A 19,047-nucleotide genomic window follows, 5' to 3' on the forward strand; every position below is an offset into this window, starting at 1 on the left:
ACGATGTTCGTGTGCGGGAAAGCAGCGCAGGAGATCAGGCGACGATGTTGATGAGCCTGCCGGGAACGACGATCAGCTTGCGGGGCGGTGCGCCGTTCAGCAGCGCGGCGACCTTCTCGTCGGCCAGCGCCGCTGCCTCGATGGCGGCGTTGTCGGCGTCGGCCGCGACCTGAATCCGGCTGCGCACCTTGCCGTTCACCTGAATCGGGTACTCGACCGACTCGTCGACGAGCAGGGTGGGATCTGCCACCGGGAACGGGCCGTGGGCCAGCGACTCGGTGTGGCCCAAGCGTTCCCACAGCTCCTCCGCGATGTGCGGCGACAGCGGGGCAAGCATCAACACCAGCGGCTCGACCACCGACCGTGGCGCACCGTCCGGGTAGGTCTTGGTGAGGTGGTTGGTCAGCTCGATGAGCTTCGCGCCTGCGGTGTTGTCGCGCAACAACACGTAGTCCTCTTCGACACCGGCGATCGTCTTGTGCAGCAGGCGCAGCGTTTCCGGGGCGGGCTCGACTTCGCTCACCCTGGTGCCGCCGGTCTCCTCGTCCACCGTCAGTCGCCACACCCGCTGCAGGAACCGGTGCGCGCCGACGACATCCTTGGTCGCCCACGGCCGCGAGCTGTCCAGCGGTCCCATCGACATCTCGTAGAACCGGAAGGTGTCCGCGCCGTACAGGTCGTACATCTCGTCCGGCGAGACCGCGTTCTTCAGCGACTTGCCGATCTTGCCGTACTCCTGGAACACCTCGATCTCGGTGCCGGAGTCGGTCCAGAAGAACTTGCCGTCCCGCTCGACGACCTCGGCTGCGGGCACATACGCACCACGTGCGTCGGTGTAGGCGTATGCCTGAATGTAGCCCTGGTTGAACAGCTTTCGGTACGGCTCGGAACCGCTGACGTCGCCGAGGTCGAACAGCACCTTCTGCCAGAACCGCGCGTACAGCAGGTGCAGCACCGCGTGTTCCATGCCGCCGATGTACAGATCGACGCCGCCCGGATCGTTCGGGCCGTGTTCGGCCGTGCGCGGGCCGAGCCAGTACTGCTCGTTCTCCTTGGCGCAGAACGTCTCGGTGTTGGTCGGGTCGGCGTAGCGCAGCTGATACCAGGAGCTGCCCGCCCAGTTGGGCATCACGTTGGTGTCGCGGCGGTACCGCTTGACGCCCTCGCCCAGGTCGAGCTCGACATACACCCAGTCGGTGGCCTTGGCCAGCGGCGGCGACGGCTCGGAGTCGGCGTCGTTCGGGTCGAAGGTGACCGGCGCGAAATCGTCGAGTTCCGGAAGTTGCACCGGCAGCATGGATTCCGGCAGCGCGTGCGGCCGGTCGTGCTCGTCGAAGACGATCGGGAACGGCTCGCCCCAGTAGCGCTGGCGCGCGAACAGCCAGTCGCGCAGCTTGTACTGGATGGTGCCCTTGCCGTGGCCGTCGGTCTCCAACTCGGCGATGATGGTCGCCTTGGCCTCGTCCACGGACAGGCCGTCGAGGTAGCCGGAGTTCACCAGCGCGCCGTCGCCCGAGTAGGCGGCCTCGGTGACATCGCCGCCGGAGATGACCTCGACGATCGGCAGGCCGAGCACCGAGGCGAATTCCCAGTCCCGTTGATCGTGGCCGGGCACCGCCATGATCGCGCCGGTGCCGTAGCCGCTCAGCACGTAGTCGGCGATGAAGACCGGAACGGCCTGACCGTTGGCCGGGTTGGTGGCGTAGGTGCCGAGGAAGACGCCGGTCTTCTCCTTGTTCTCCTGACGCTCCAGATCCGACTTGGCGATGATCGACTTGCGGTAGGCCGCAACGGCATCCGCGGGGTTCGCGGCGTTGCCGTTGGTCCAGCGCGGATCGACGCCGTCGGGCCATGCGGCCGCGGTCAGCGTGTCGACCAGCTCGTGTTCCGGGGACAGCACGACATAGGTTGCGCCGAACAACGTGTCCGGCCGGGTGGTGAAGACCTCGATCTGCTCGCCTGCGGCGTCGAACTTCACCTGGGCGCCGCGCGAACGCCCGATCCAGTTGCGCTGCATCGCCTTCACCTGATCCGACCAGTCCAGGTGGTCCAGGTCGTCGATCAGCCGGTCGGCGTAGGCGGTGATCCGCATCATCCACTGCCACAGGCGCTTACGGAACACCGGGAAGTTGCCGCGCTCACTGCGGCCGTCGGCGGTGACCTCTTCGTTCGACAGCACCGTGCCGAGGCCCGGGCACCAGTTGACCATCGAATCGGTCAGGTACACCAGGCGATACGAATCGAGCAGCGCGCCGCGTTGGGCGGTGGACAGGTCGGCCCACGACCCGCCGTCCGGGACCTGCCGTGCGCCACTGGCGAATTGATCTTCGAGCTCCGTGATCGGCCGGGCGCGGTCCAATTCCTGGTCGTACCAGGAGTTGTAGATGCGCAGGAAGATCCACTGGGTCCACCGGTAGTACTCGGGATCGGTGGTCGCGAACGAGCGCCTGCTGTCGTGGCCGAGGCCGAGCCTGCCCAATTGGCGCTGCATGTTGGCGATGTTCGACTCGGTCGTCACCCTTGGGTGTGCGCCGGTCTGCACCGCGTACTGCTCGGCGGGCAGGCCGAAGGCGTCGAAGCCGAGGGCGTGCAGCACATTGCGGCCGTGCATCCGGTGAAAGCGCGCGAACACATCGGTGGCGATGTAGCCGAGCGGATGCCCGACGTGCAGGCCCGCCCCGGAGGGGTACGGGAACATGTCTTGGATGAACAGCTTGTCCGTCGGCGTTTCACCCGCAAGCGGACCGACCGGGTTGGGCGCATGGAAGGTTCCGCGCTCAGCCCACGTCCGCTGCCACCGCTGTTCGATGCGGCCGGCAAGCTCGGCGTTGTACCGGTGCTCGGGTACATCGCTATCGGTTGCACGAGTGTCCTGCACGGTCCTGCCTTCTTGTCATCGTCGATCCCCGACAAACTTCGTCTATCAGGGTAGAACGTGTGCACCGCAGTACCGAAAATCGGGCTGTGCCGACTCCGTCGGCGTGTCCGCGCCGCTGCTGTGATCCGGGTTACCTGCCCGTCGGTATGTGACTGCGGCGCAGCGGATTCGCGGCTCTCGCGGGTTGGCGTTCGCCTTCGGGCGGAGCCGACAATGCATTGGGTTGCTACATTCGCGCCCGGGAGCGGCGCAATGTGGAAAGCGCTCGTCCGGTGTGGTGACAGGCCGAGTGCCGAACAGTTGCGGGGGAGTGGCCGACGGTCTGTCGCTACCGATGCGCTAGCCTGCATGGGTGTTCGTCGTCGCTCTGCTCCTGTTCGTGCTGGCCCTGGTGGCCGTCACCACCGGTGCGCTCGGGATGATCGGCAGGCTGCCGCGCAACCGCTTCGTCGGAGTGCACACCGAGGCCGCGCTGTCCGATGCCGAGACCTTCCGCGTCGCGAATCGGATCGCCGCCCCCACCTCACTTGCTGCCGGGGCCCTGCTCTTCGCCGGTGGCCTCGTCGCACTCGCCGCGAGTGGCCTCGTCTCGATCCTCGTCGCCGCCGGCGCGGGCATCATCGCCCTGTTCACCCTCGGCGCCGGAGCCAACGCCGCAGCCTCGACCGCCGAAGCCCTCGCGCCGCCCGCCGAAGTCGGTGGCTGCGGCAGTGCCTGTGGCGCCTGCTCGTTGCGCGACGCCTGCCAGCCCGCCAGCTGATCTCACCGCACAGTCACCCGAGCCGATTCGGCTTATCAATGAACAGATCGGTATCCGTCTTCGAATCCTGTTGGCAGCGGTAGGGGGTGGTCCCATACTGAGGGCGGCAGTACTGGCTCTATTCCGGGGTGGATATGGGTGTGATCGACCGGAGCTTCGCGGCGAGCTCCGAATTTCTTGTTTCGGCGGGCGATACCTGGGGGATATCAGGACCCGAATTCCTACGGCTCTACGTGCTGTTCGTGGTGCTGGCGGTGCTACTCGGTATTTGGCTTCGGCTACGGGTGACCCGCGGCGCCATCGATAACCAAGGAATCGCCCAACCCGGTAGCGAGTTGTCGGCGCCCGAAGTGGCGATGCTGTTCGACGACAAGCGCGCGGTGCTGACCGCGCTGGCGCAGCTGCGCAGCCGAGATCTCATCGACTCGGCCGCAGTGCCGCGGCGGCCGATGGAGCAGACGGACCGGCAGGGACTGGACCCGTTCACGCTGTCGGTGTACGAGCGGATCACCTCGGGAGTCAAACCGACGGTTGCCTCGCTGACCGCAGGATCGTCGGCGGACGTCCGGCAGCTGCGCGACTCGATGATCAAGCGTGGGTACTTTCCCGACGCGGACTTCCGGCGCAAGCTGTGGGATGCCGGGCTGCCGGTGCTGATCGTCGGTGGCGTCGGCGTTGTGCGTTTCATCGCCGGGACCTTGAACGACAATCCCGTCGCCTTCCTCGGCCTCGCGCTGCTGGTGCAGGCCCTCTGCTATTGGTTCCTGACGGGCAAGCCGCGGCTGACCCCGCTCGGCCGGTTGGCCAGGACGAACGCGATGCGCAACAACGGGCACCTGCGGCCGTCGAATTCGCCCGCCTACGCCACGTATGGCGTCAACAGTGCCGCGCTGGCCGCCGCGATCTTCGGCGGTGCCGCGCTGATCTCCCTCGATCCAGGCTTCGCGCAAGCCGTTGAGCCGCCGAGCTCGTCGAGCGGCAGCGACGGCGGTGGTGGTGGCAGCGACGGTGGCGGTGGTGGCGGCTGCGGTGGGGGTGGCTGTGGCGGCTGACGGCATGCGGCCGTGAAGGCACCGCTCCGGGACGGTGCGCTCGGCATCGGCTGGCGGCCGGAGATCTGCGGGGTGATCGCGGAACTGGACGGGCTCGGATTCGCGGAGGTCATCGCGGAATCGCTGCCTATGCACCGGGCCGGTCGGCGCGCGCCGGAGATCGCGATCCCCGCTGAGCTGACGGCGTTGCTCGACCGCGGGGTTGCCGTTGTGCCGCACGGCATTTCGTTGTCCCTCGGCGGTGCGGACCCGGTGGACGAGCACCGGATCGAGCATCTCGCCGCCTGCGCCCGTGCACTCGGCGCACCCTTGGTGAGCGAGCACGTCGCGTTCGTCCGCGCCGGCGGACTCGAAGCCGGACACTTGCTGCCGGTGCCGCGTTCGAAGGCGGCACTGGAGGTGTTGGTGCGCAACATCTCCCGCACTCAGGCGGCCCTCGACGTGCCGCTCGCCGTCGAGAACATCGCGGCGCTGTTCGACTGGCCCGACGACGAATACACCGAGGCCGAGTTCCTCACCGAACTGATCGACCGCACCGGTGTATACCTTCTGCTCGACATCGCCAACGTCTATGCGAACGCTCGCAACCGCCACCGCGATCCCCTCGCCGAACTGCTGCGGCTGCCCGCCGAGCGGATCGCCTACTGTCACGTCGCGGGCGGCCACGAGGCCGACGGACGCTACCACGACACCCACACCCATCCTGTTCCCGCCGAAGTGCTCACTCTCGTAGGCGAATTCACCGCCACCCACCCGGTGCCGTTGATGCTGGAGCGAGACGGCAACTATCCACCCGCCGCCGAGCTGCTCGACGAACTCGACGCCATCGCCGCGGCGGCGGACCGCACGTCGCTCACCGGCCGAGCCCGATCGGCACACCCGTGATCTCGCCACCGGACCGAGCGGCCGAGACGCTCGCCGAACGCCAGGCAGAGCTGGTCCGCGCGTTGGTATCCGGCGGTCCGACCCCTTCCGGTTTCGATACCGAAGCCGTCGCCGCCGCTGCGCGCGCTCTGCTGCACAAGCGCGCACGCGACGTGGCGCGCCGCTATCCCCAACTGGCGCATGCCTGCGGCGACGACTTCACCCCTCGCTTCACCACCTGGGCCGCCACCGTGCCGAAGACCTCCACCGCAACGGACGCAACAGCTTTCGCCGACCATGCAGGCTTGTCGACTACCCTCCTCGGCAGCCGACGCAGGCCCCTCCGCCGTTGGCTACGGCAGGCGACCTGAGGTGGTTTGTGCTGCCAGGTCGAGGGATTCGCCTGGCGCCAGGACGGTGACGTGCGTGTCGAGGTCGGCTGCGGCTGCCTGGAACTTGGCCAGCGCGTCGTCGACTTCGACGTAGAACGGTGGTCGCGCGAGGCCGAAGTGGATCGGCACGAGGGTGCGGGCATCGAGGATGTGGCCTGCCATGGCCGCCTGCTCGGGGGTCAGATGTCGCGGTATACATCCTTCCGCCATCCGACTTTCACGACCAGGATCACCAGGACATCATCCTGTACTTGGTAGACGACCCGGAACCGGCCGACCCGCAGCCGGTAGGCGTCCACGCCAACCAGCTTTCGGATGGCCAGCCCCTCTGCATACGGATCGTCGCCGAGGGTCGTGAGCGCTGTGAGGATGCGCATGGCGTCCCGCTGCTCGAGGTCGCGAAGTTCTCGCCGGGCCGATTCGTGGAACCGGAACGCGTACTTCACTTACGCGCCTCGAAGATGTCGGCGAGCACTTCGGCCATGCTCACGGTCGCGGTGCCGTCGCCGAGTCGGATGGCTGCCTCGCGTGCCAGCATTTCGTCTTCGGCATCGTCCACCGCTTCAACGACGGACAGCGATACGAGTGCGGCGGCGGGTGTGCCGTCACGGAGAATGATCACTTGCTCGCCAGCCTCGGCGGCGTCGATGTACTTCGCCAGGTTGGTGCGTAGCTCGCGGGTGCTGATCTCACTCATGCCTTGAGTGTACACGGTAACGTGTACACGTGAAAGTTGCGTCCTTTTGCGGCGACGATGTTCGCATTTGTCTGATGCCAGCACTATGCGTACCAGCTTGAAGGTGTGAGCAAGTACGTACTCTTCGACCCGGGGTCGGGACGAGCTTGGCGTTAGCCTGAGCTGTGCGATTCCTCAGCAAGTTCTATATAGACGGATTTATCCTGGCGATCCTCGCCTCCGTCGCGCTGGCCAGTGTTTTTCCCGCTCGGGGCACGGCTGCCGACGTCGTCGACGTGCTGACGAAGATTGCCATCGCATTGCTCTTCCTGCTGTACGGCACCCGTCTCTCGCCGAAGGAGGCCTGGGCGGGCCTGACGCACTGGCGGCTGCACACCGTCGTGCTGGCATGCACATTTCTGCTGTTCCCGTTGCTCGGGCTGGCCGCGCGGTTCCTGGTGCCGAGCGTGCTGACCGACGACCTCTACACCGGCCTGCTGTTCCTGTGCCTGGTGCCGTCCACCGTGCAGTCCTCCATCGCCTTCACCTCGATCGCGAAAGGCAATGTGCCAGGCGCGATCGTGAGCGCGACCGCCTCGAACCTGCTCGGCGTCTTCGTCACGCCGCTGCTGGTCATCCTGTTGATGAACACGACAGGCCACGCCAGCGTCGACTTCTCCTCGGTCGGCGACATCGTGTTGCAGCTGCTGGTGCCCTTCGCGATCGGCCAGCTGATCCGGCCGAAGGTGATCGGCGTGCTGCGCAGGTACGCCGAGCCGACGAAGCTGGTCGACCGCGGTTCGATCCTGCTCGTCGTCTACAGCGCGTTCAGCGCAGGCATGGTGGAGGGCATCTGGCACATGCTGTCCCCGTGGCGGATTGTCGCGCTCGCCGCCGTGTGCTGTGTGCTGCTCGCCGTCATCATCGGCGTGACCATGCTGGTCGGCCGGTTCGCAGGCTTCTCCCGCGAAGACCGGATCGTGATCGTCTTCTGCGGCTCGAAGAAGAGCCTGGCCACCGGCCTCCCCATGGCGACAGTCCTTTTCGCCAGCCAGCCGATCGGCCTCATCGTCCTTCCGCTGATGATGTTCCACCAGATCCAGCTGATCACCTGCGCCGCCCTTGCCCAGCGCTGGGCGAAAACCGCGGAGCCCGAACCGGAACCGGAACCGGTCGACTAGCGCAGCGACGTCAAGGCCTGCAGCACCGCGCGGTCGGCATCGGGGTCACCGACCGAGATGCGGGCGCTCCCATCGGGATACGCCTTCGCCGCGATGCCCGCGCGACGTAGCGCTGTCGCTACACCGGGACCAGGCAGGAAGAGGAAATTCGCCTGGCTCGGTGGTGCCGTGATGCCGCAACGCCGCAACGCGGCGCGCAACGCCTCCCGCTCGGTGGTGATGTGCATGATGCGCGCGGCGAGTTCGGGTTCGGCGGCGTAGGACGCGGCAACCGCGGCCGACGCCGCCGAACTCACCCCGAACGGCAATTGCAGCCTGCGCACCCTGGTGATGACCTCGCGCCTGCCGAAGGCGTAGCCGATGCGCAGCCCGGCCAGTCCGTACGCCTTCGAGAAGGTGCGCAGCACAAGCAGATTCGGGTGCCGGTTCAGCAGCGCGAAGATGTCCAACTGGTCGGCGGCGCCGACGAACTCGACGTACGCCTCGTCCAGGATCACCGGCACCCTGGCGGGCACCTCGCACAGGAACGCCTTCAGCGCGCTCGCGGGCAGCACCGTTCCGGTCGGATTGTGCGGACGGCACACCACCACCAACCCGGTGCGCTTGTCGATGGCCATGGCCATCGACACCAGATCCTGGTTGCCGATCGCGTCGAGCGGCACCGGAACCACCTCGAGCCCGGCCATCTCGGCCATGATCGGGTAGCCGTCGAAGGTCGGCGACGCACAGACCAGACCTGCCCCCGGTGTGGTCAGCGACTGCATGATCTGCATCGCCACCCCGGTCGCGCCGGACCCGACCACCACCTGCTCCTGCTGCACGCCGAGATGCTGGGCGATCAGCGTCGGCAGCCGGGTCGGCAGGAACTCGGGATACCGATTCGCCTGCGCCAGTGTGGTGTTCACGGCACGGAGTACAGAAGGCAATGGCGGGAATGGGTTTTCGCTCAGGGTTAGGTCGAACCGATGCCGTGTCGACGAGACGCCGCGCTGGCGCGACGGCGTTGTCTCGTCGATCAGGGAGGTGCTCACCGTGCCGCGCCCCAGCGGACGGCCGCTGCGCCCGCGAAATCACCGGCATGCGCGAACGCCGACAGCAGGACGACAGAGCCGTTGCGCAGCCTGCCCGCCTGGTTCTCGATGTCCAGTGTCACCGGAATGCCTGCGGCGAACAGGTTTCCGCACTGGTCGAAGGTGTCGGGATGCCGTTCGGCGGGCAGCTCGAGCGCGTCGTGCCAGTTGCGCAGGAACAGCCGGTTCGGCTGATTGGTGACGAAGGTGTCGATGTCGCGGCCCTTCACGCCGATCCGATCGCACACCGCGAGCGCCACTTCCGGCACCAGCCGGTTGCCGCGGGCGAACACCTTGGTGATCTTCGATTCGGTGAAGTTCAAGCAGCCCTGACCTTCGCCCGGCTCCCAGTACTTGCGGCCACTGTCGGTCGTGAAATTCATGTCCCCGGAGAATTCGGGGTACGTGCGGCATTCGATGTCGAGGATCGGCGCGCTGTCGTCCTTGACCAGCAGGCCGACACCACACCCGTCGCCGGGTATCGGCGCTTGCGCCAGCTTGCGGATCTCGGACTGGGTGAAGATCGGGCCAGCGCAGTTCTGGGTCGCCGCGATCAACGCCGTGCGCGCGTCGGTCGTCTGCAAGATCATCCGCGCCAGCGACATCATGTGCACGAACGCGGCGCAGCCGCCGTTGCGGACGTCGTAGGCGTAGCTCGGCCGTGCACCGATCCGTTTGGCGACCTCGGGGCCGCAGCCCGTCACCGGATTGGTCGGCATCTGGGTGTGCGTGATCAGCACGTCGATGTTCGAAAGATACTGCGCCCCATGGCGTGCTATCAGCGGAGCGATGGCGCGCTCGATCATGTCGATGTCGCTCTCGTCCTGACCGACATGATGGCGGGCCTTGGGGGACCGGAACATCACGTTCTTGGCCATCCGGTCCGAGCGGGAGAACTGGGTGAAGTAGTCGGTGCCGACCGGCTCGCCGGGCAGGTAGCTGGCGACGTCGACCAGGCTGACCGCGGGGAACGCGGAAGCGCGGGAATCGGTGGGGATCATGCGGATCTCATTTCATCCAGTCGGGCTTGATGGGCAGGCCGTTGGCCGCCCGGTACTCACAGATGGCCTTGAGGTTGTCCATCTCCAGCTGGTGGCCTGCGGAGAACATCTCCCAGAAGTCGCCGACCCACACCGGCCGCTTCGGCGGCGCGGTCTCCGGGTACGGATTCTGGTCGTAGAAGGGGTGTTTGCAGTTGACCCACAGCACCACCGAACCCGGCTTGTCGAACACCGTCTGCGCGTCGACCACCCGAAGCAGGTAGATCATCCAGAGGTGGTCGGCCTGGTCCCAGGCGCAGTGGTAGTCGACGGTCATCGCGTCGGGATGGGCAACGGTGCGGGTGAAGATCTTGGTTTCGCTGCCGAGCCGGTCATAGGCCAGCCACAGTCCCGGGTCGTCGGCCGGGACGAACCCGCGCAGGCTGTAGGTCCACTCCTCCAGTGAGCGGGTGTCGGCCAGGTATTCGTAGACCTCCTGCGGTGGCGCGGCGATATACGCCTGCACCGGACAGAATTCGCCGAAGATCTGGTCGTGCGGATAGACCGACCGCAGCATGTCGACGATGATCGGCGTGGTGGCGTCCTTGTCCGAGTTCTCGATGCGAACGACCCCGGGGATGACGTCCTCCGGGATATCGCTGAGTGCGGGCAGAGCGCTGGTCGCCCCGCCGTCACCCCTGCGGGAATCGATACTCGATGCGGTCATTGGGTACTCCTGGATTGTTCGATGGCGGTCAAGAACGGCAGAAACGGTGGGACCTCGTCCGGGTCGACGTCGATCGAAATGAACGACGGCCCTTCGATTTCCATGCAGCGCCGCAATGCGGTGCCGAGCTCGTCCCGAGCTCGCACGGAGAAGGTCGGTAGCTCGGGGAACATGGCGGCGACACCGTCGCCGAGGTGCGCGGGCTGGAACCGGTTGAAGCTGTACCGATTTCGGTAGTACAGCTGTTCTCTGGTGACGCACATGGCATGGGCGTTGTTGTTCAGCACGATGAAGGTGATCGGCAGCGCGTGCTCGACGGCGGTGTGTATCTCCATGCCGTGCATGTAGAACGCGCCGTCGCCTGCGACGACGACCGTGCGCCGCGTCCCGTCCGGCCCGTGCCGCCGCGCAAACGCCGAGCCGATGCCCGCACCGAACGCATAGCCCATGCCGCCCATGCCGAGCGCGACGACGAACCGGCCACCACGCGGCACCCGCAGGTGATGCACCACGGCGGCACCGGTATTGCCCGCGTCCGCGTACACGTCGGTGCCCTCGGGCAGACCTGCTTCGATGGTCTCGATCAGGTGCCGATAGCGCAGGCCGGGCCCGGACGCCTCCGGGACATGAAGCGGGAGTAGTGGTGCAGGCCCGCGGCGCTCGGAAATGGTTGTTGTGGTGCTGAATTCGTCGGCCAGCTCGGCGAGGGTGGGTGCCAGATCGGTGCTGATCACATGGATCGTCGGCAGATACGGCAAGGTCACGCCGATGCTCGCCACGGTGGTGCCTGCCAGCAGCTCGTCGAGGCCGGTGCGCGCGGTGATCGGCATCGGGGTGCCGATCACCAGACACAGTGCGGCCGAACGGATCGCCGCTGTCAGCTCGGGATGACCCATGCTGCCCGCGACACCGCAGAAGCTCGGGTCGGTGTTGTCGTAGACGTCCTTGGCGTCCGGCGCGACGCCGACCACGGCGTCGAGGCCGGCGGCCAGCCTGGCCAATGCGTCACGCGCGTCGTCACGGGCGACCTGGTCACCGGCGATGATGACGATCTTGCCGGTGCTGCGGGCCGCTGTGAGAGCGGCGCGCAGCCGGATCAGTCCTGCCTCGTCGCGTCGATATTCCTTGGCGGGCAACCGAAACGGCGGCGCCGCGTCGATGCTCGACTGCTGCACATCCTTGGGCAGCAGCAGCACCGCGGGGCCGCCGCCGCGGGCGGCGCCGACCGCCATGGCCACCACGTCGGGCAGGTCGGCGCCGGTATCGACGCGGGCACAGTACCGGGTGATCGCGTCGAACATGCGGACAGCATCGATGGTGCCCGCACGGCCACTGGAGTCCTGAAACGCGCCGTTGCCCTCCAGCGCCGTCGGTGGCTGGCCGACCAGGGCCAGCACGGGTACCCGCGACGCGAACGATTCGGCAAGTCCGGCAACGAGATTCATCGCGCCGCCGCCGGATGTCGCGATGACGACGCCGAGGCCGCCGGTGGATCGTGCATAGCCGTCGGCCATGGTTGCCGCCGAGAATTCATGCTTGGCAACTACCCCGGTGAGGTCGTACGGCGCGTCGAAGATCGCGTCGTACATGTCCTCGATGTTCGCACCGTCGACGCCGAAGATATGCCGGACGCCAAGGGCAGAAACGGCGTCTACCAGGTAGTCCACAACCCTGGTCCGCATCGGCACTCCTTCATCGCCTGTGCATCGCACACACGCGAGATCACTTTCCGTGTACAGCAGTGATACGGGTCGGCGGACCGGATGGTTCAACGCTGAACGGAAAGTGGGTGGAGTGGTTACCTCACAGCGTGATCGGGTCGCTGTAGATGGCGTCGCTGGTTTGACCCGCCGCGGTGATCAGGGTGAATTTCACGAAGGTGCGGATGGTGACCGGGCCGAGCGCACCGGTGACGGTGAGATGGGTATTGGACAGGTCGGCGTAGGCGAACGGCCGGGTCAGGGTGAACTTGGCCAGCGTCGTCTCGGTGATGCCGCCGTGGCCGACCTGGAAGGACAGCTGCTGGGACGGCAGGATCGTCGCCTGCGCGCCCAATTCGGCGCCGAGCTTGGCGGACAAGGGGAATTCGACCTGGGCGCCGGGGACGGGCGCGATGTTGAGCTGCGGCGTCACGCCGGCCGAGATCTCCGGCCTGACCGCGCCGGTGACCGAGACCGACGGTGAGTTGAGGGTGACGGTGATCCCGTTGGGCGCGAAGGCAACCGGGTAGCCGACCTCGTAGCCCACCTCCATGAAGGCGCCGCCGACGTTGGCGCCGGCCGGCCCGTCGACCTGGCCGATGCCGACACCGTTGAGGAAGGCCTCGCGGCTGAACGGGCTGCCGTCCAGCGGTGGGATGGTTCTGGCGCTGGTGTTGGCCTCGGTGGTCATGATGGCGTAGCCGTCCAGGGTCGGCTTGACCTGCTGGTGGCCGACGCGGACCGGCAGGGTTGCGGTGTCGAGGAAGTCCGCCGAGGCCGGCGTCGCCCCGCTCAGCAGCATGGCAATGGCGATAGGGCAACTGACTAGCATGGTGCGGAGTCGTAGCGTCCGCCGAGCACTCTGAGGCATCACTGCAGCACTTTCTCGCGACTTACCTGGGATATTCAGGGGACTGGCCAGCGGCATTGCGGCTCGGACCTGAGTTCAGACGTCGTCGGCTAGAACTTCAGTGAATGTTCGGCAAACTTACAAGAATCAGCTTTGAAATGGAAGCATTTCGCCAGGGTGGCGCCCGCCACTTGCGTGTACGTATACATCTACGTATAGTCGGATCATGCCCAACAAGACGATTTATGTTGCCGATGACGATCTGCCGCTGTTCCAGCGGGCCCAGGAACTGGTCGGCGGCAACCTGTCCGGGGCGGTGACCACCGCGCTGCGGCGATTCATCGAACTGGAAGAGGGTCGGCAGGAGGGCTACGAGGAGGTCGTCCTCCGGGTCGGCCACAACGGCGCCCGCCAGGTCCGATTCTCCGGTGCACTGCTCGGCGAGTTCAAGGACTTCGATGCCGAGCAGACGACCGAACGGCTCTACAAGGTGTACCGCAGCCGCAAAGGCAAGTTCGTGATGCATGCCCAGTACGTCAACTGGGGCGAATATCCCCAGTCCGACAACTGGATCAAGGATCTGACGAACTGGCGGCGCTTGCTCGGCGTCGGCGGTCAGGACTGGGGCGATTTCGTGCTGGAGATCGTGGATTCGCTCGACGAACTGAAGGGCAAACTGCCCGACACGCTGTACCAGCGGGTGGCTGACATCGCGAAGCATCCGCAGGTCGAGGACCTCGACATCTAGTCGAATTTCACTACCGCACAACTGAATACGCACAATTCGACACCTCCAGCCGCACCGGGACACCGGGAGCGGTGTCGATCAGTCATGCATTCATGCGCATTCGCATATGAAAATCGAAAGGACCGTCATGGTCAACGGCCATCGCGCACCCGCCATTTCGGCGCTCGGCTTGCGCAAAGCATTCGGCGAGCACGTGGTGCTCGACGGCATCGATATCACCGTGCCCGAGGGCACTGTCTATTCGCTGCTCGGCCCGAACGGCGCGGGCAAGACCACCACCGTGCAGATCCTGAGCACGCTGATCCACGCCGACGGCGGCGAAATGCGGGTCGGTGGCTACGATCTGGAGGCCGAACGCGACGAGGTGCGCAACGCGATCGGGGTCACCGGTCAGTTCTCGGCGGTCGACGAGCTGCTCACCGGCCGGGAGAACCTGGTCCTGATGGGCGACCTGCAGCATCTGCCCAAGCGGGAAAGCCGAAGGCTGGCAGCGGATCTGCTGGAGCGCTTCGATCTCGCCGAGGCGGGCGACCGGCCGGCGAGCACCTATTCCGGTGGCATGACCCGGCGGCTCGACCTGGCCATGACCCTGGTCGGCGATCCGCGCATCATCTTCCTCGACGAGCCGACCACCGGACTCGACCCGCGCAGCCGCCGGGTGATCTGGGATCTCATCCGCGGCCTGGTCGACGATTTCAACGTCACGGTCTTCCTGACCACGCAGTACCTGGAGGAAGCCGATCAGCTCGCCGACCGCATCGCGGTGCTCGATCAGGGCCGGATCGTCGCCGAAGGCACTGCGGCAGAACTGAAGCAGCTGGTGCCCGGCGGTCACATCCGGTTGCAGTTCGCCGACCGAAACGCGTTGTTCGCCGCCGCGACCGCGCTCGGGGTCAGCGGCGGGATGGTCGACGACGACGAGGAGTTCACGCTCGCGGTGCCGAGCGACGGCAGCGTGAAATCCCTACGCGCCCTGCTGGATCGGCTCGACTACGAGCAGATCGAGGTCGACGGCCTTGCGGTGCACACGCCCAATCTCGACGACGTATTCCTCACCCTCACCGGCCACCCGACCTCCGAAAAGGAAACGGTTTCATGAGTATGTCCTACGCACTCGCCGATTCGGCGACCATGCTGCGGCGAAATCTGATGCACGCCAAGCGGTATCCGAGCATGAGCGTCGGTGTCATCCTGATGCCGACGGTGCTCATGCTGGTATTCAAGTTCGTGTTCGGTGGTGCGCTCGAGCAGTCCTCCGGGGGCAACTACATCGACTACCTGGCGCCAGGCATGCTGCTGATGATCCCGGCGTACATCACGGCGTCGGTGGCGGTCTCCATCTGCACCGACGCCACCAAGGGCATCGTGAATCGGTTCCGCACCATGGGAATCACCCAGTCGTCGATGCTCACCGGACATGTTCTCGGTGCGCTGCTGCAGGCCCTCGGCGGCGTTGTGGTGATGAGCGCGGTCGCGCTGCTCATCGGCTGGCGGCCCAATGCCACTGTGCTGGAGTGGGTCGCCACGTTCGGGCTGCTGACCTTGATGATCTTCGCGCTCAACTGGCTTGCGGTCGCCTTCGGGCTGCTCGCCCCGAACCCGGAGGGGGCGAGCAACATGCTCTTCCCGGTCATCATGCTTCCGTTCCTCGGTAGCGGCCTGGTCGGCACCGACACCATGCCGGTCGGACTGCGCCAGTTCGCCGAGTACCAGCCGTTCACCCCGATCACCGAGACCATCCGCGGCCTGCTGATGGGCACCGAGATCGGCAACAACGGCATCCTCGCGGTCGCCTGGTGCCTCGGCATCGCGATCGGTGGCTTCCTGTGGGCGAACTCGATCTTCCGCCGCAAGACCGCCTGAGCGATATCAGCGAAATCCCCCGCCGGCAGAGGGGTCTGGCGGGGGATTTCGGCGTCGCGGCTCAGACCGTCGCGGTCAGCAGCACCTTTCCCGTTGCGGCGGAACGGATCTCGACGGCACGGACCTGATCCGGCGCGCCGTCCAGGGTGCGGTCGATGGTCAGCTCGGTGCCGGGATTGGCAGGCCACGTGTCCAGCGGTTCCTGCTGCCCGTTGGTGCGGATGACATACAGCGCGAGGTTCCAGTTGTAGCGCTGCTCGCCGGGGCCGTAGCTGCAACTCATGATCAGCCGCGTCTTACCGTCGGACTGAACGAGTTTGACGCTCGCCGAGACCGGCGTCGGCTCCAGCGGCTCCATCCGCCGTTCGGCGAAGACCACATCGGTGGTGCCTGGACCGTTCGAGCCGGTCACCGTCGCCACCACCGGCACCGCGATCGCCACCGCGGCGGCGGCCGCGGCCACGGCGGCGCCGACGGTCACCCACCGGCTCCGGCGCCTGCGTCGCTCCGCCGCATCGGCGAGCTTCGGCAGCAGTTGCGGCAGCGGCGGAGTCGTCTCGGCCAGCGGCGCCACGTGCGCCTCGGGCGGTGCGATCATCGCCAGTGCGGTCTCGTTGTCGACCATCGCGAGCATGCCGGGCAGCCCGGCCAATTCGGCAACGGAGGCCTGGCAGGAGGGGCACCCCGCCAGATGGTCCTCGTATTCTCTGCGCTCGGTTCTGGTCAGGGAGCCGAGCACGTACGGCGCATCCCACGTGGTGTAGTCGTCGGCAAGATCCGTCATTGGTTCGTCACCCCCATCTCCTGTAGGGCGAGCCGTAGGGCCCGCATGCCGTAGTGCATCCGGGATTTCACCGTTCCCGCGGGAATGTCGAGCTCCGCGGCGATCTGGTGCGTCGAGAGGCCTCGATAGTAAGCACGCACGATCACCTCGCGGTGGTCGGCGCTGAGCTTGCCCAATGCGTCCGCGACCAGCCAACCGTCCAACGCGCGGTCGGACTGGTCGGGTGCGGCGACCTCGGGCGGGCTGTCGGTGCGGAACTCGCGCCGGTTGCGGGCGCTGCGATGCTCATCCACGGCGAGATTGCGCGCCACGGTGAACAGCCACGCCCGCGCCGACGTGGTGGATTGATCCAGCACATTCGGGCGTTGCCACGCCCGCAATAACGTCTCCTGCACGATGTCCTCGGCCCGGCCGGGGTCGCGGACCAAACCGAGCGTGTACCGCCACAGAGCAGCCGCGTGTTCGTCGTGTAAGACCCGCAACAACTCGGTTCGGTTGTCCGGCATTGCTCACCTCCCGCTCATCCCACGAATCAGCAGGGGTAAACGGTTCAACACGAACCAACATGTCAATTGCGCTCGAGTTCGATCGGGTGGGTGGCGAGCAGAGAAAGCGGCAGCGGCTGGCGGCGTAGCACGTGGGCCCACAGGTCGGCGCGGCCGGTGCTGATCGGATCGGAGGGCAACGCGGACAACACGATCCAGTCGTTGTTCTCCAGCTCGCCTTCGAGCTGCCCGAAGGTCCAGCCCGCATAGCCTGCGAAAATGCGGATGCCCTCGACCAATTGCCCGATCTCGTCCTGGTCGGCGTCCAAGTCGACGAGGACAACGCGGCCGTCGATCCGGCGCAAACCGTGCACGCCGTCGATGCTCGCGCCGACGCGGACGGTGCCGAGGCACAACGCCGCGTCCCGCTTGACCGGACCGCCGATGAACAGCGTGCGCGGTGCGGCGGCCAACTCCGTCCAGCGGGGTAGTACGTCGTGCACCGCGGTATCGCTCGGGCGGTTGAGCACGACACCGAGGCTGCCCGCCTCGTTGTGCTCGATGATGTAGACAACGGTGCGCCGGAAAGTAGGTTCGGCCAGTTCGGTCGCCGACACCAGCAGGGTGCCGGCGCGCACCACCTGCTCGCCGTGCCGGAAATCGCGCCGCTTGCGGTCGCCGTGCCCGCCGCGAGTTTTCCGATCATCCGGGTCGTCTGCGCGTGCCACTCGGACATCATCGCAGTTGTTTCCGTGATATGCGCCTTCTGCGGACGAGTTCGGGTCATCGGATTTTGTGTCAGGGCCCCGTAACCGGCGATTCCGGGCATCGTAGAGTCCGTGTCATGGAACCGCCCGAGGTGCGCCTCGAGAACAGCGACACCGTGTACGACTTCTATCTGACGCATCGCCAGAATCGGCTGAAGGCCTGGGGTGCCTACGCCATTCTGGGGCGTCGTTACCACCCCCGCGTCTCCTATGCCGAGGGTGCGCGCGCGGGTTTGCGCGCGGCGATCAAGCAGGGACGACCGCTGTTGATCTCGATCAATCATCTTTCCGAGAACGATCCGTACACGGTCGCGGCGGCGGCGTGGCGCAGCGGGCTGCGACCGGTGATCGGGCGAACGCGAGTGCTTGCCAAAGACGAGTTGTTCGTCGAGGACGAACAGCGCCGCAAGATCGACATGATGGGCGGAATTCCGGTGTTTCGCGGTAAGGACCACGGCATTCGCGCGGTCAATGCGGCAGGGCAGCGAATGATGGATATCTGCGCGCAGCGGATGGCCGCGGGTGACGGTGTCGCGGTTTTCCCTGAGGGCACCTGCAATGAGGTCGACCCGACCCAGGTGCAGGCGGTCGGCAGCGGCATCGGGCATATTGCGTTTCGCGCCATGAAACTCGGCGCCGAGCCGGTGCTGGTGTCCATGGCCATGAGCTATGGCCCGCGCACCGACCCGACGGTGCAGCCGACGAAGGAAGAGGCGATGGGGGCCAGCTTCTACTTCGGTGTGCCGATCGCCGAGCTGCCAACCAAGCCCGGCGATATCGCGCGGCTCGTGCGCACCGATCTGCAGCAGGCACTCGACGGGGCGGTCGCCGCCTACTGAGGCAGGTTCAGCCCGTCGCGGGCCCAATGCGGCACCATCACCAGGTATTCGGGTCTGGTCTCGATGAAGTGGTGCACCATCGGACACATCGGCAGCGCGCCGAGTTTGTCCCGCGCGGTGCTGTTCAACGCCGCTTCTACTAACTCGCGGCCATAGCCGTGGCCCTCGTACTCGGGGGAGATCTCGGTGTGGACGAACGCCCGTTCCGACTGTGTGTCCTGATATTCGACGTAGCCGGCGATCGCACCGTCGACATGGATCTCGAAGCGTTCCAGTGCGGTGTTGAGACGGACCTCGGTCGACATGGCTCGACGCTACCCCCGTGGGCCGCCATCTGCGCATTCTGCGTCAGGTACCTGCGGAATCGGACGCTCGACTTGTCTGGCCGTCCCCTCCTGCGCAGAATGCTCATGATCGGGGTCGCGCGGTTA

Annotated in this window: 22 protein-coding genes; 9 read left to right on the forward strand and 13 right to left on the reverse strand. The window is 66.4% G+C overall.

The annotated features are described in order from the left end of the window. Positions 1-34: 34 nt before the first annotated feature. Positions 35-2,878, reverse strand: a complete 2,844-nt coding sequence (gene leuS, locus NA11_RS09150) for a leucine--tRNA ligase (RefSeq protein ID WP_069161369.1) — start codon at positions 2,876-2,878, stop codon at positions 35-37. 352 nt (positions 2,879-3,230) lie between these two features. Here leuS and NA11_RS09155 point away from each other — a divergent pair, with 352 nt between their 5' ends. The 4 genes from NA11_RS09155 to NA11_RS46265 all read left to right on the forward strand — a co-directional run bounded on the left by NA11_RS09155 (position 3,231) and on the right by NA11_RS46265 (position 5,925). Beyond that, entirely contained in the window at positions 3,231-3,638 is a 408-nt protein-coding gene (locus NA11_RS09155; RefSeq protein WP_069161370.1) for an SdpI family protein, read from the forward strand. A 134-nt stretch (positions 3,639-3,772) separates the two neighbouring features. Further along, on the forward strand, positions 3,773-4,690 hold the full coding sequence (locus tag NA11_RS09160) for a TIGR04222 domain-containing membrane protein (RefSeq protein WP_069161371.1): 918 nt from the start codon (positions 3,773-3,775) through the stop codon (positions 4,688-4,690). Between the two features lie 12 nt (positions 4,691-4,702). Then, the gene (locus NA11_RS09165; RefSeq protein ID WP_069161372.1) at positions 4,703-5,575 is read left to right on the forward strand and encodes an MbnB/TglH/ChrH family RiPP precursor modification enzyme; all 873 of its coding nucleotides are present in this window, start codon (positions 4,703-4,705) and stop codon (positions 5,573-5,575) included. Beyond that, on the forward strand, positions 5,572-5,925 hold the full coding sequence (locus NA11_RS46265) for an SCO6045 C-terminal-like domain-containing protein (RefSeq protein ID WP_069161373.1): 354 nt from the start codon (positions 5,572-5,574) through the stop codon (positions 5,923-5,925). Before NA11_RS09165 ends, NA11_RS46265 begins: the two co-directional genes overlap by 4 nt. Here NA11_RS46265 and NA11_RS09175 read toward each other — a convergent pair. Genes NA11_RS09175 through NA11_RS09185 form a run of 3 tightly spaced genes read right to left on the reverse strand, consistent with a single transcriptional unit; the run spans position 5,908 to position 6,643 of the window. Then, complete coding sequence (locus NA11_RS09175) at positions 5,908-6,108, reverse strand: hypothetical protein (RefSeq protein WP_069161374.1); 201 nt, start codon at positions 6,106-6,108, stop codon at positions 5,908-5,910. The genes NA11_RS46265 and NA11_RS09175 overlap by 18 nt on opposite strands. A 17-nt stretch (positions 6,109-6,125) precedes the next feature. Beyond that, the gene (locus tag NA11_RS09180) at positions 6,126-6,392 is read right to left on the reverse strand and encodes a type II toxin-antitoxin system RelE family toxin (protein ID WP_069161375.1); all 267 of its coding nucleotides are present in this window, start codon (positions 6,390-6,392) and stop codon (positions 6,126-6,128) included. Beyond that, on the reverse strand, positions 6,389-6,643 hold the full coding sequence (locus NA11_RS09185; RefSeq protein ID WP_069161376.1) for a type II toxin-antitoxin system Phd/YefM family antitoxin: 255 nt from the start codon (positions 6,641-6,643) through the stop codon (positions 6,389-6,391). The genes NA11_RS09180 and NA11_RS09185 overlap by 4 nt, the downstream gene beginning before the upstream one ends. A 164-nt stretch (positions 6,644-6,807) precedes the next feature. Here NA11_RS09185 and NA11_RS09190 point away from each other — a divergent pair, with 164 nt between their 5' ends. Further along, positions 6,808-7,803, forward strand: a complete 996-nt coding sequence (locus NA11_RS09190; RefSeq protein WP_069161377.1) for a bile acid:sodium symporter family protein — start codon at positions 6,808-6,810, stop codon at positions 7,801-7,803. Here the strand turns inward: NA11_RS09190 and NA11_RS09195 are convergent. The 5 genes from NA11_RS09195 to NA11_RS09215 form a co-directional block, all read right to left on the reverse strand. After that, complete coding sequence (locus NA11_RS09195) at positions 7,800-8,834, reverse strand: aminotransferase class I/II-fold pyridoxal phosphate-dependent enzyme (protein WP_069161378.1); 1,035 nt, start codon at positions 8,832-8,834, stop codon at positions 7,800-7,802. The genes NA11_RS09190 and NA11_RS09195 overlap by 4 nt on opposite strands. Further along, complete coding sequence (locus tag NA11_RS09200) at positions 8,831-9,874, reverse strand: 3-oxoacyl-ACP synthase III family protein (protein WP_069161379.1); 1,044 nt, start codon at positions 9,872-9,874, stop codon at positions 8,831-8,833. Before NA11_RS09200 ends, NA11_RS09195 begins: the two co-directional genes overlap by 4 nt. Positions 9,875-9,881: 7 nt before the next feature. Continuing rightward, positions 9,882-10,580 (reverse strand): hypothetical protein, encoded by a 699-nt coding sequence (locus NA11_RS09205; protein ID WP_069161380.1) that lies wholly within the window; start codon positions 10,578-10,580, stop codon positions 9,882-9,884. Next, positions 10,577-12,262, reverse strand: coding sequence for a thiamine pyrophosphate-binding protein (locus NA11_RS09210; protein WP_069161381.1), 1,686 nt, complete (start codon positions 12,260-12,262; stop codon positions 10,577-10,579). The genes NA11_RS09205 and NA11_RS09210 overlap by 4 nt, the downstream gene beginning before the upstream one ends. 121 nt (positions 12,263-12,383) lie before the next feature. Next, positions 12,384-13,082 carry an MspA family porin gene (locus NA11_RS09215; protein ID WP_069161382.1) on the reverse strand — a complete coding sequence of 233 codons (699 nt, stop codon included), beginning with the start codon at positions 13,080-13,082 and terminating at the stop codon, positions 12,384-12,386. Between the two features lie 274 nt (positions 13,083-13,356). Here NA11_RS09215 and NA11_RS09220 point away from each other — a divergent pair, with 274 nt between their 5' ends. The 3 genes from NA11_RS09220 (at position 13,357) to NA11_RS09230 (ending at position 15,741) form a co-directional block, all read left to right on the forward strand. Beyond that, complete coding sequence (locus tag NA11_RS09220; RefSeq protein ID WP_069161383.1) at positions 13,357-13,878, forward strand: EXLDI protein; 522 nt, start codon at positions 13,357-13,359, stop codon at positions 13,876-13,878. 127 nt (positions 13,879-14,005) lie between these two features. Continuing rightward, on the forward strand, positions 14,006-14,977 hold the full coding sequence (locus tag NA11_RS09225) for an ATP-binding cassette domain-containing protein (protein WP_069161423.1): 972 nt from the start codon (positions 14,006-14,008) through the stop codon (positions 14,975-14,977). Beyond that, positions 14,974-15,741, forward strand: coding sequence for an ABC transporter permease (locus tag NA11_RS09230; protein WP_069161384.1), 768 nt, complete (start codon positions 14,974-14,976; stop codon positions 15,739-15,741). Before NA11_RS09225 ends, NA11_RS09230 begins: the two co-directional genes overlap by 4 nt. A gap of 61 nt (positions 15,742-15,802) precedes the next feature. On the opposite strand, the gene NA11_RS09235 is transcribed toward NA11_RS09230, so the two are convergent. The 3 genes from NA11_RS09235 to NA11_RS09245 all read right to left on the reverse strand — a co-directional run bounded on the left by NA11_RS09235 (position 15,803) and on the right by NA11_RS09245 (position 17,738). Further along, positions 15,803-16,525: an anti-sigma factor family protein gene (locus NA11_RS09235; RefSeq protein ID WP_069161385.1), complete on the reverse strand. Its 723-nt coding sequence runs from the start codon at positions 16,523-16,525 to the stop codon at positions 15,803-15,805. Continuing rightward, the gene (locus tag NA11_RS09240; protein WP_069161386.1) at positions 16,522-17,031 is read right to left on the reverse strand and encodes a sigma-70 family RNA polymerase sigma factor; all 510 of its coding nucleotides are present in this window, start codon (positions 17,029-17,031) and stop codon (positions 16,522-16,524) included. The genes NA11_RS09235 and NA11_RS09240 overlap by 4 nt, the downstream gene beginning before the upstream one ends. 62 nt (positions 17,032-17,093) lie before the next feature. Beyond that, positions 17,094-17,738: a YqgE/AlgH family protein gene (locus tag NA11_RS09245; RefSeq protein ID WP_084654400.1), complete on the reverse strand. Its 645-nt coding sequence runs from the start codon at positions 17,736-17,738 to the stop codon at positions 17,094-17,096. Between the two features lie 116 nt (positions 17,739-17,854). Here NA11_RS09245 and NA11_RS09250 point away from each other — a divergent pair, with 116 nt between their 5' ends. Continuing rightward, positions 17,855-18,616, forward strand: coding sequence for a lysophospholipid acyltransferase family protein (locus NA11_RS09250; RefSeq protein ID WP_069161387.1), 762 nt, complete (start codon positions 17,855-17,857; stop codon positions 18,614-18,616). On the opposite strand, the gene NA11_RS09255 is transcribed toward NA11_RS09250, so the two are convergent. Next, positions 18,610-18,921 carry a GNAT family N-acetyltransferase gene (locus tag NA11_RS09255; RefSeq protein ID WP_069161388.1) on the reverse strand — a complete coding sequence of 104 codons (312 nt, stop codon included), beginning with the start codon at positions 18,919-18,921 and terminating at the stop codon, positions 18,610-18,612. The two genes, NA11_RS09250 and NA11_RS09255, sit on opposite strands and share 7 nt — an antisense overlap. Positions 18,922-19,047 lie beyond the last annotated feature (126 nt).

This window comes from Nocardia altamirensis NBRC 108246, from assembly GCF_001612685.1.
GTDB lineage: Bacteria > Actinomycetota > Actinomycetes > Mycobacteriales > Mycobacteriaceae > Nocardia > Nocardia altamirensis.

What these genes read in the sequence shown, in the direction of transcription:
- NA11_RS09160 (WP_069161371.1), top strand. Translation starts at nt 3,773, where the DNA reads ATGGGTGTGATCGACCGGAGCTTCGCGGCGAGCTCCGAATTTCTTGTT.
- NA11_RS09175 (WP_069161374.1), bottom strand. Translation starts at nt 6,108, where the DNA reads ATGGCAGGCCACATCCTCGATGCCCGCACCCTCGTGCCGATCCACTTC.
- NA11_RS09185 (WP_069161376.1), bottom strand. Translation starts at nt 6,643, where the DNA reads ATGAGTGAGATCAGCACCCGCGAGCTACGCACCAACCTGGCGAAGTAC.
- NA11_RS09200 (WP_069161379.1), bottom strand. Translation starts at nt 9,874, where the DNA reads ATGATCCCCACCGATTCCCGCGCTTCCGCGTTCCCCGCGGTCAGCCTG.
- NA11_RS09205 (WP_069161380.1), bottom strand. Translation starts at nt 10,580, where the DNA reads ATGACCGCATCGAGTATCGATTCCCGCAGGGGTGACGGCGGGGCGACC.
- NA11_RS09210 (WP_069161381.1), bottom strand. Translation starts at nt 12,262, where the DNA reads ATGCGGACCAGGGTTGTGGACTACCTGGTAGACGCCGTTTCTGCCCTT.
- NA11_RS09215 (WP_069161382.1), bottom strand. Translation starts at nt 13,082, where the DNA reads ATGCTGCTGAGCGGGGCGACGCCGGCCTCGGCGGACTTCCTCGACACC.
- NA11_RS09220 (WP_069161383.1), top strand. Translation starts at nt 13,357, where the DNA reads ATGCCCAACAAGACGATTTATGTTGCCGATGACGATCTGCCGCTGTTC.
- NA11_RS09225 (WP_069161423.1), top strand. Translation starts at nt 14,006, where the DNA reads ATGGTCAACGGCCATCGCGCACCCGCCATTTCGGCGCTCGGCTTGCGC.
- NA11_RS09230 (WP_069161384.1), top strand. Translation starts at nt 14,974, where the DNA reads ATGAGTATGTCCTACGCACTCGCCGATTCGGCGACCATGCTGCGGCGA.
- NA11_RS09235 (WP_069161385.1), bottom strand. Translation starts at nt 16,525, where the DNA reads ATGACGGATCTTGCCGACGACTACACCACGTGGGATGCGCCGTACGTG.
- NA11_RS09240 (WP_069161386.1), bottom strand. Translation starts at nt 17,031, where the DNA reads ATGCCGGACAACCGAACCGAGTTGTTGCGGGTCTTACACGACGAACAC.
- NA11_RS09250 (WP_069161387.1), top strand. Translation starts at nt 17,855, where the DNA reads ATGGAACCGCCCGAGGTGCGCCTCGAGAACAGCGACACCGTGTACGAC.
- NA11_RS09255 (WP_069161388.1), bottom strand. Translation starts at nt 18,921, where the DNA reads ATGTCGACCGAGGTCCGTCTCAACACCGCACTGGAACGCTTCGAGATC.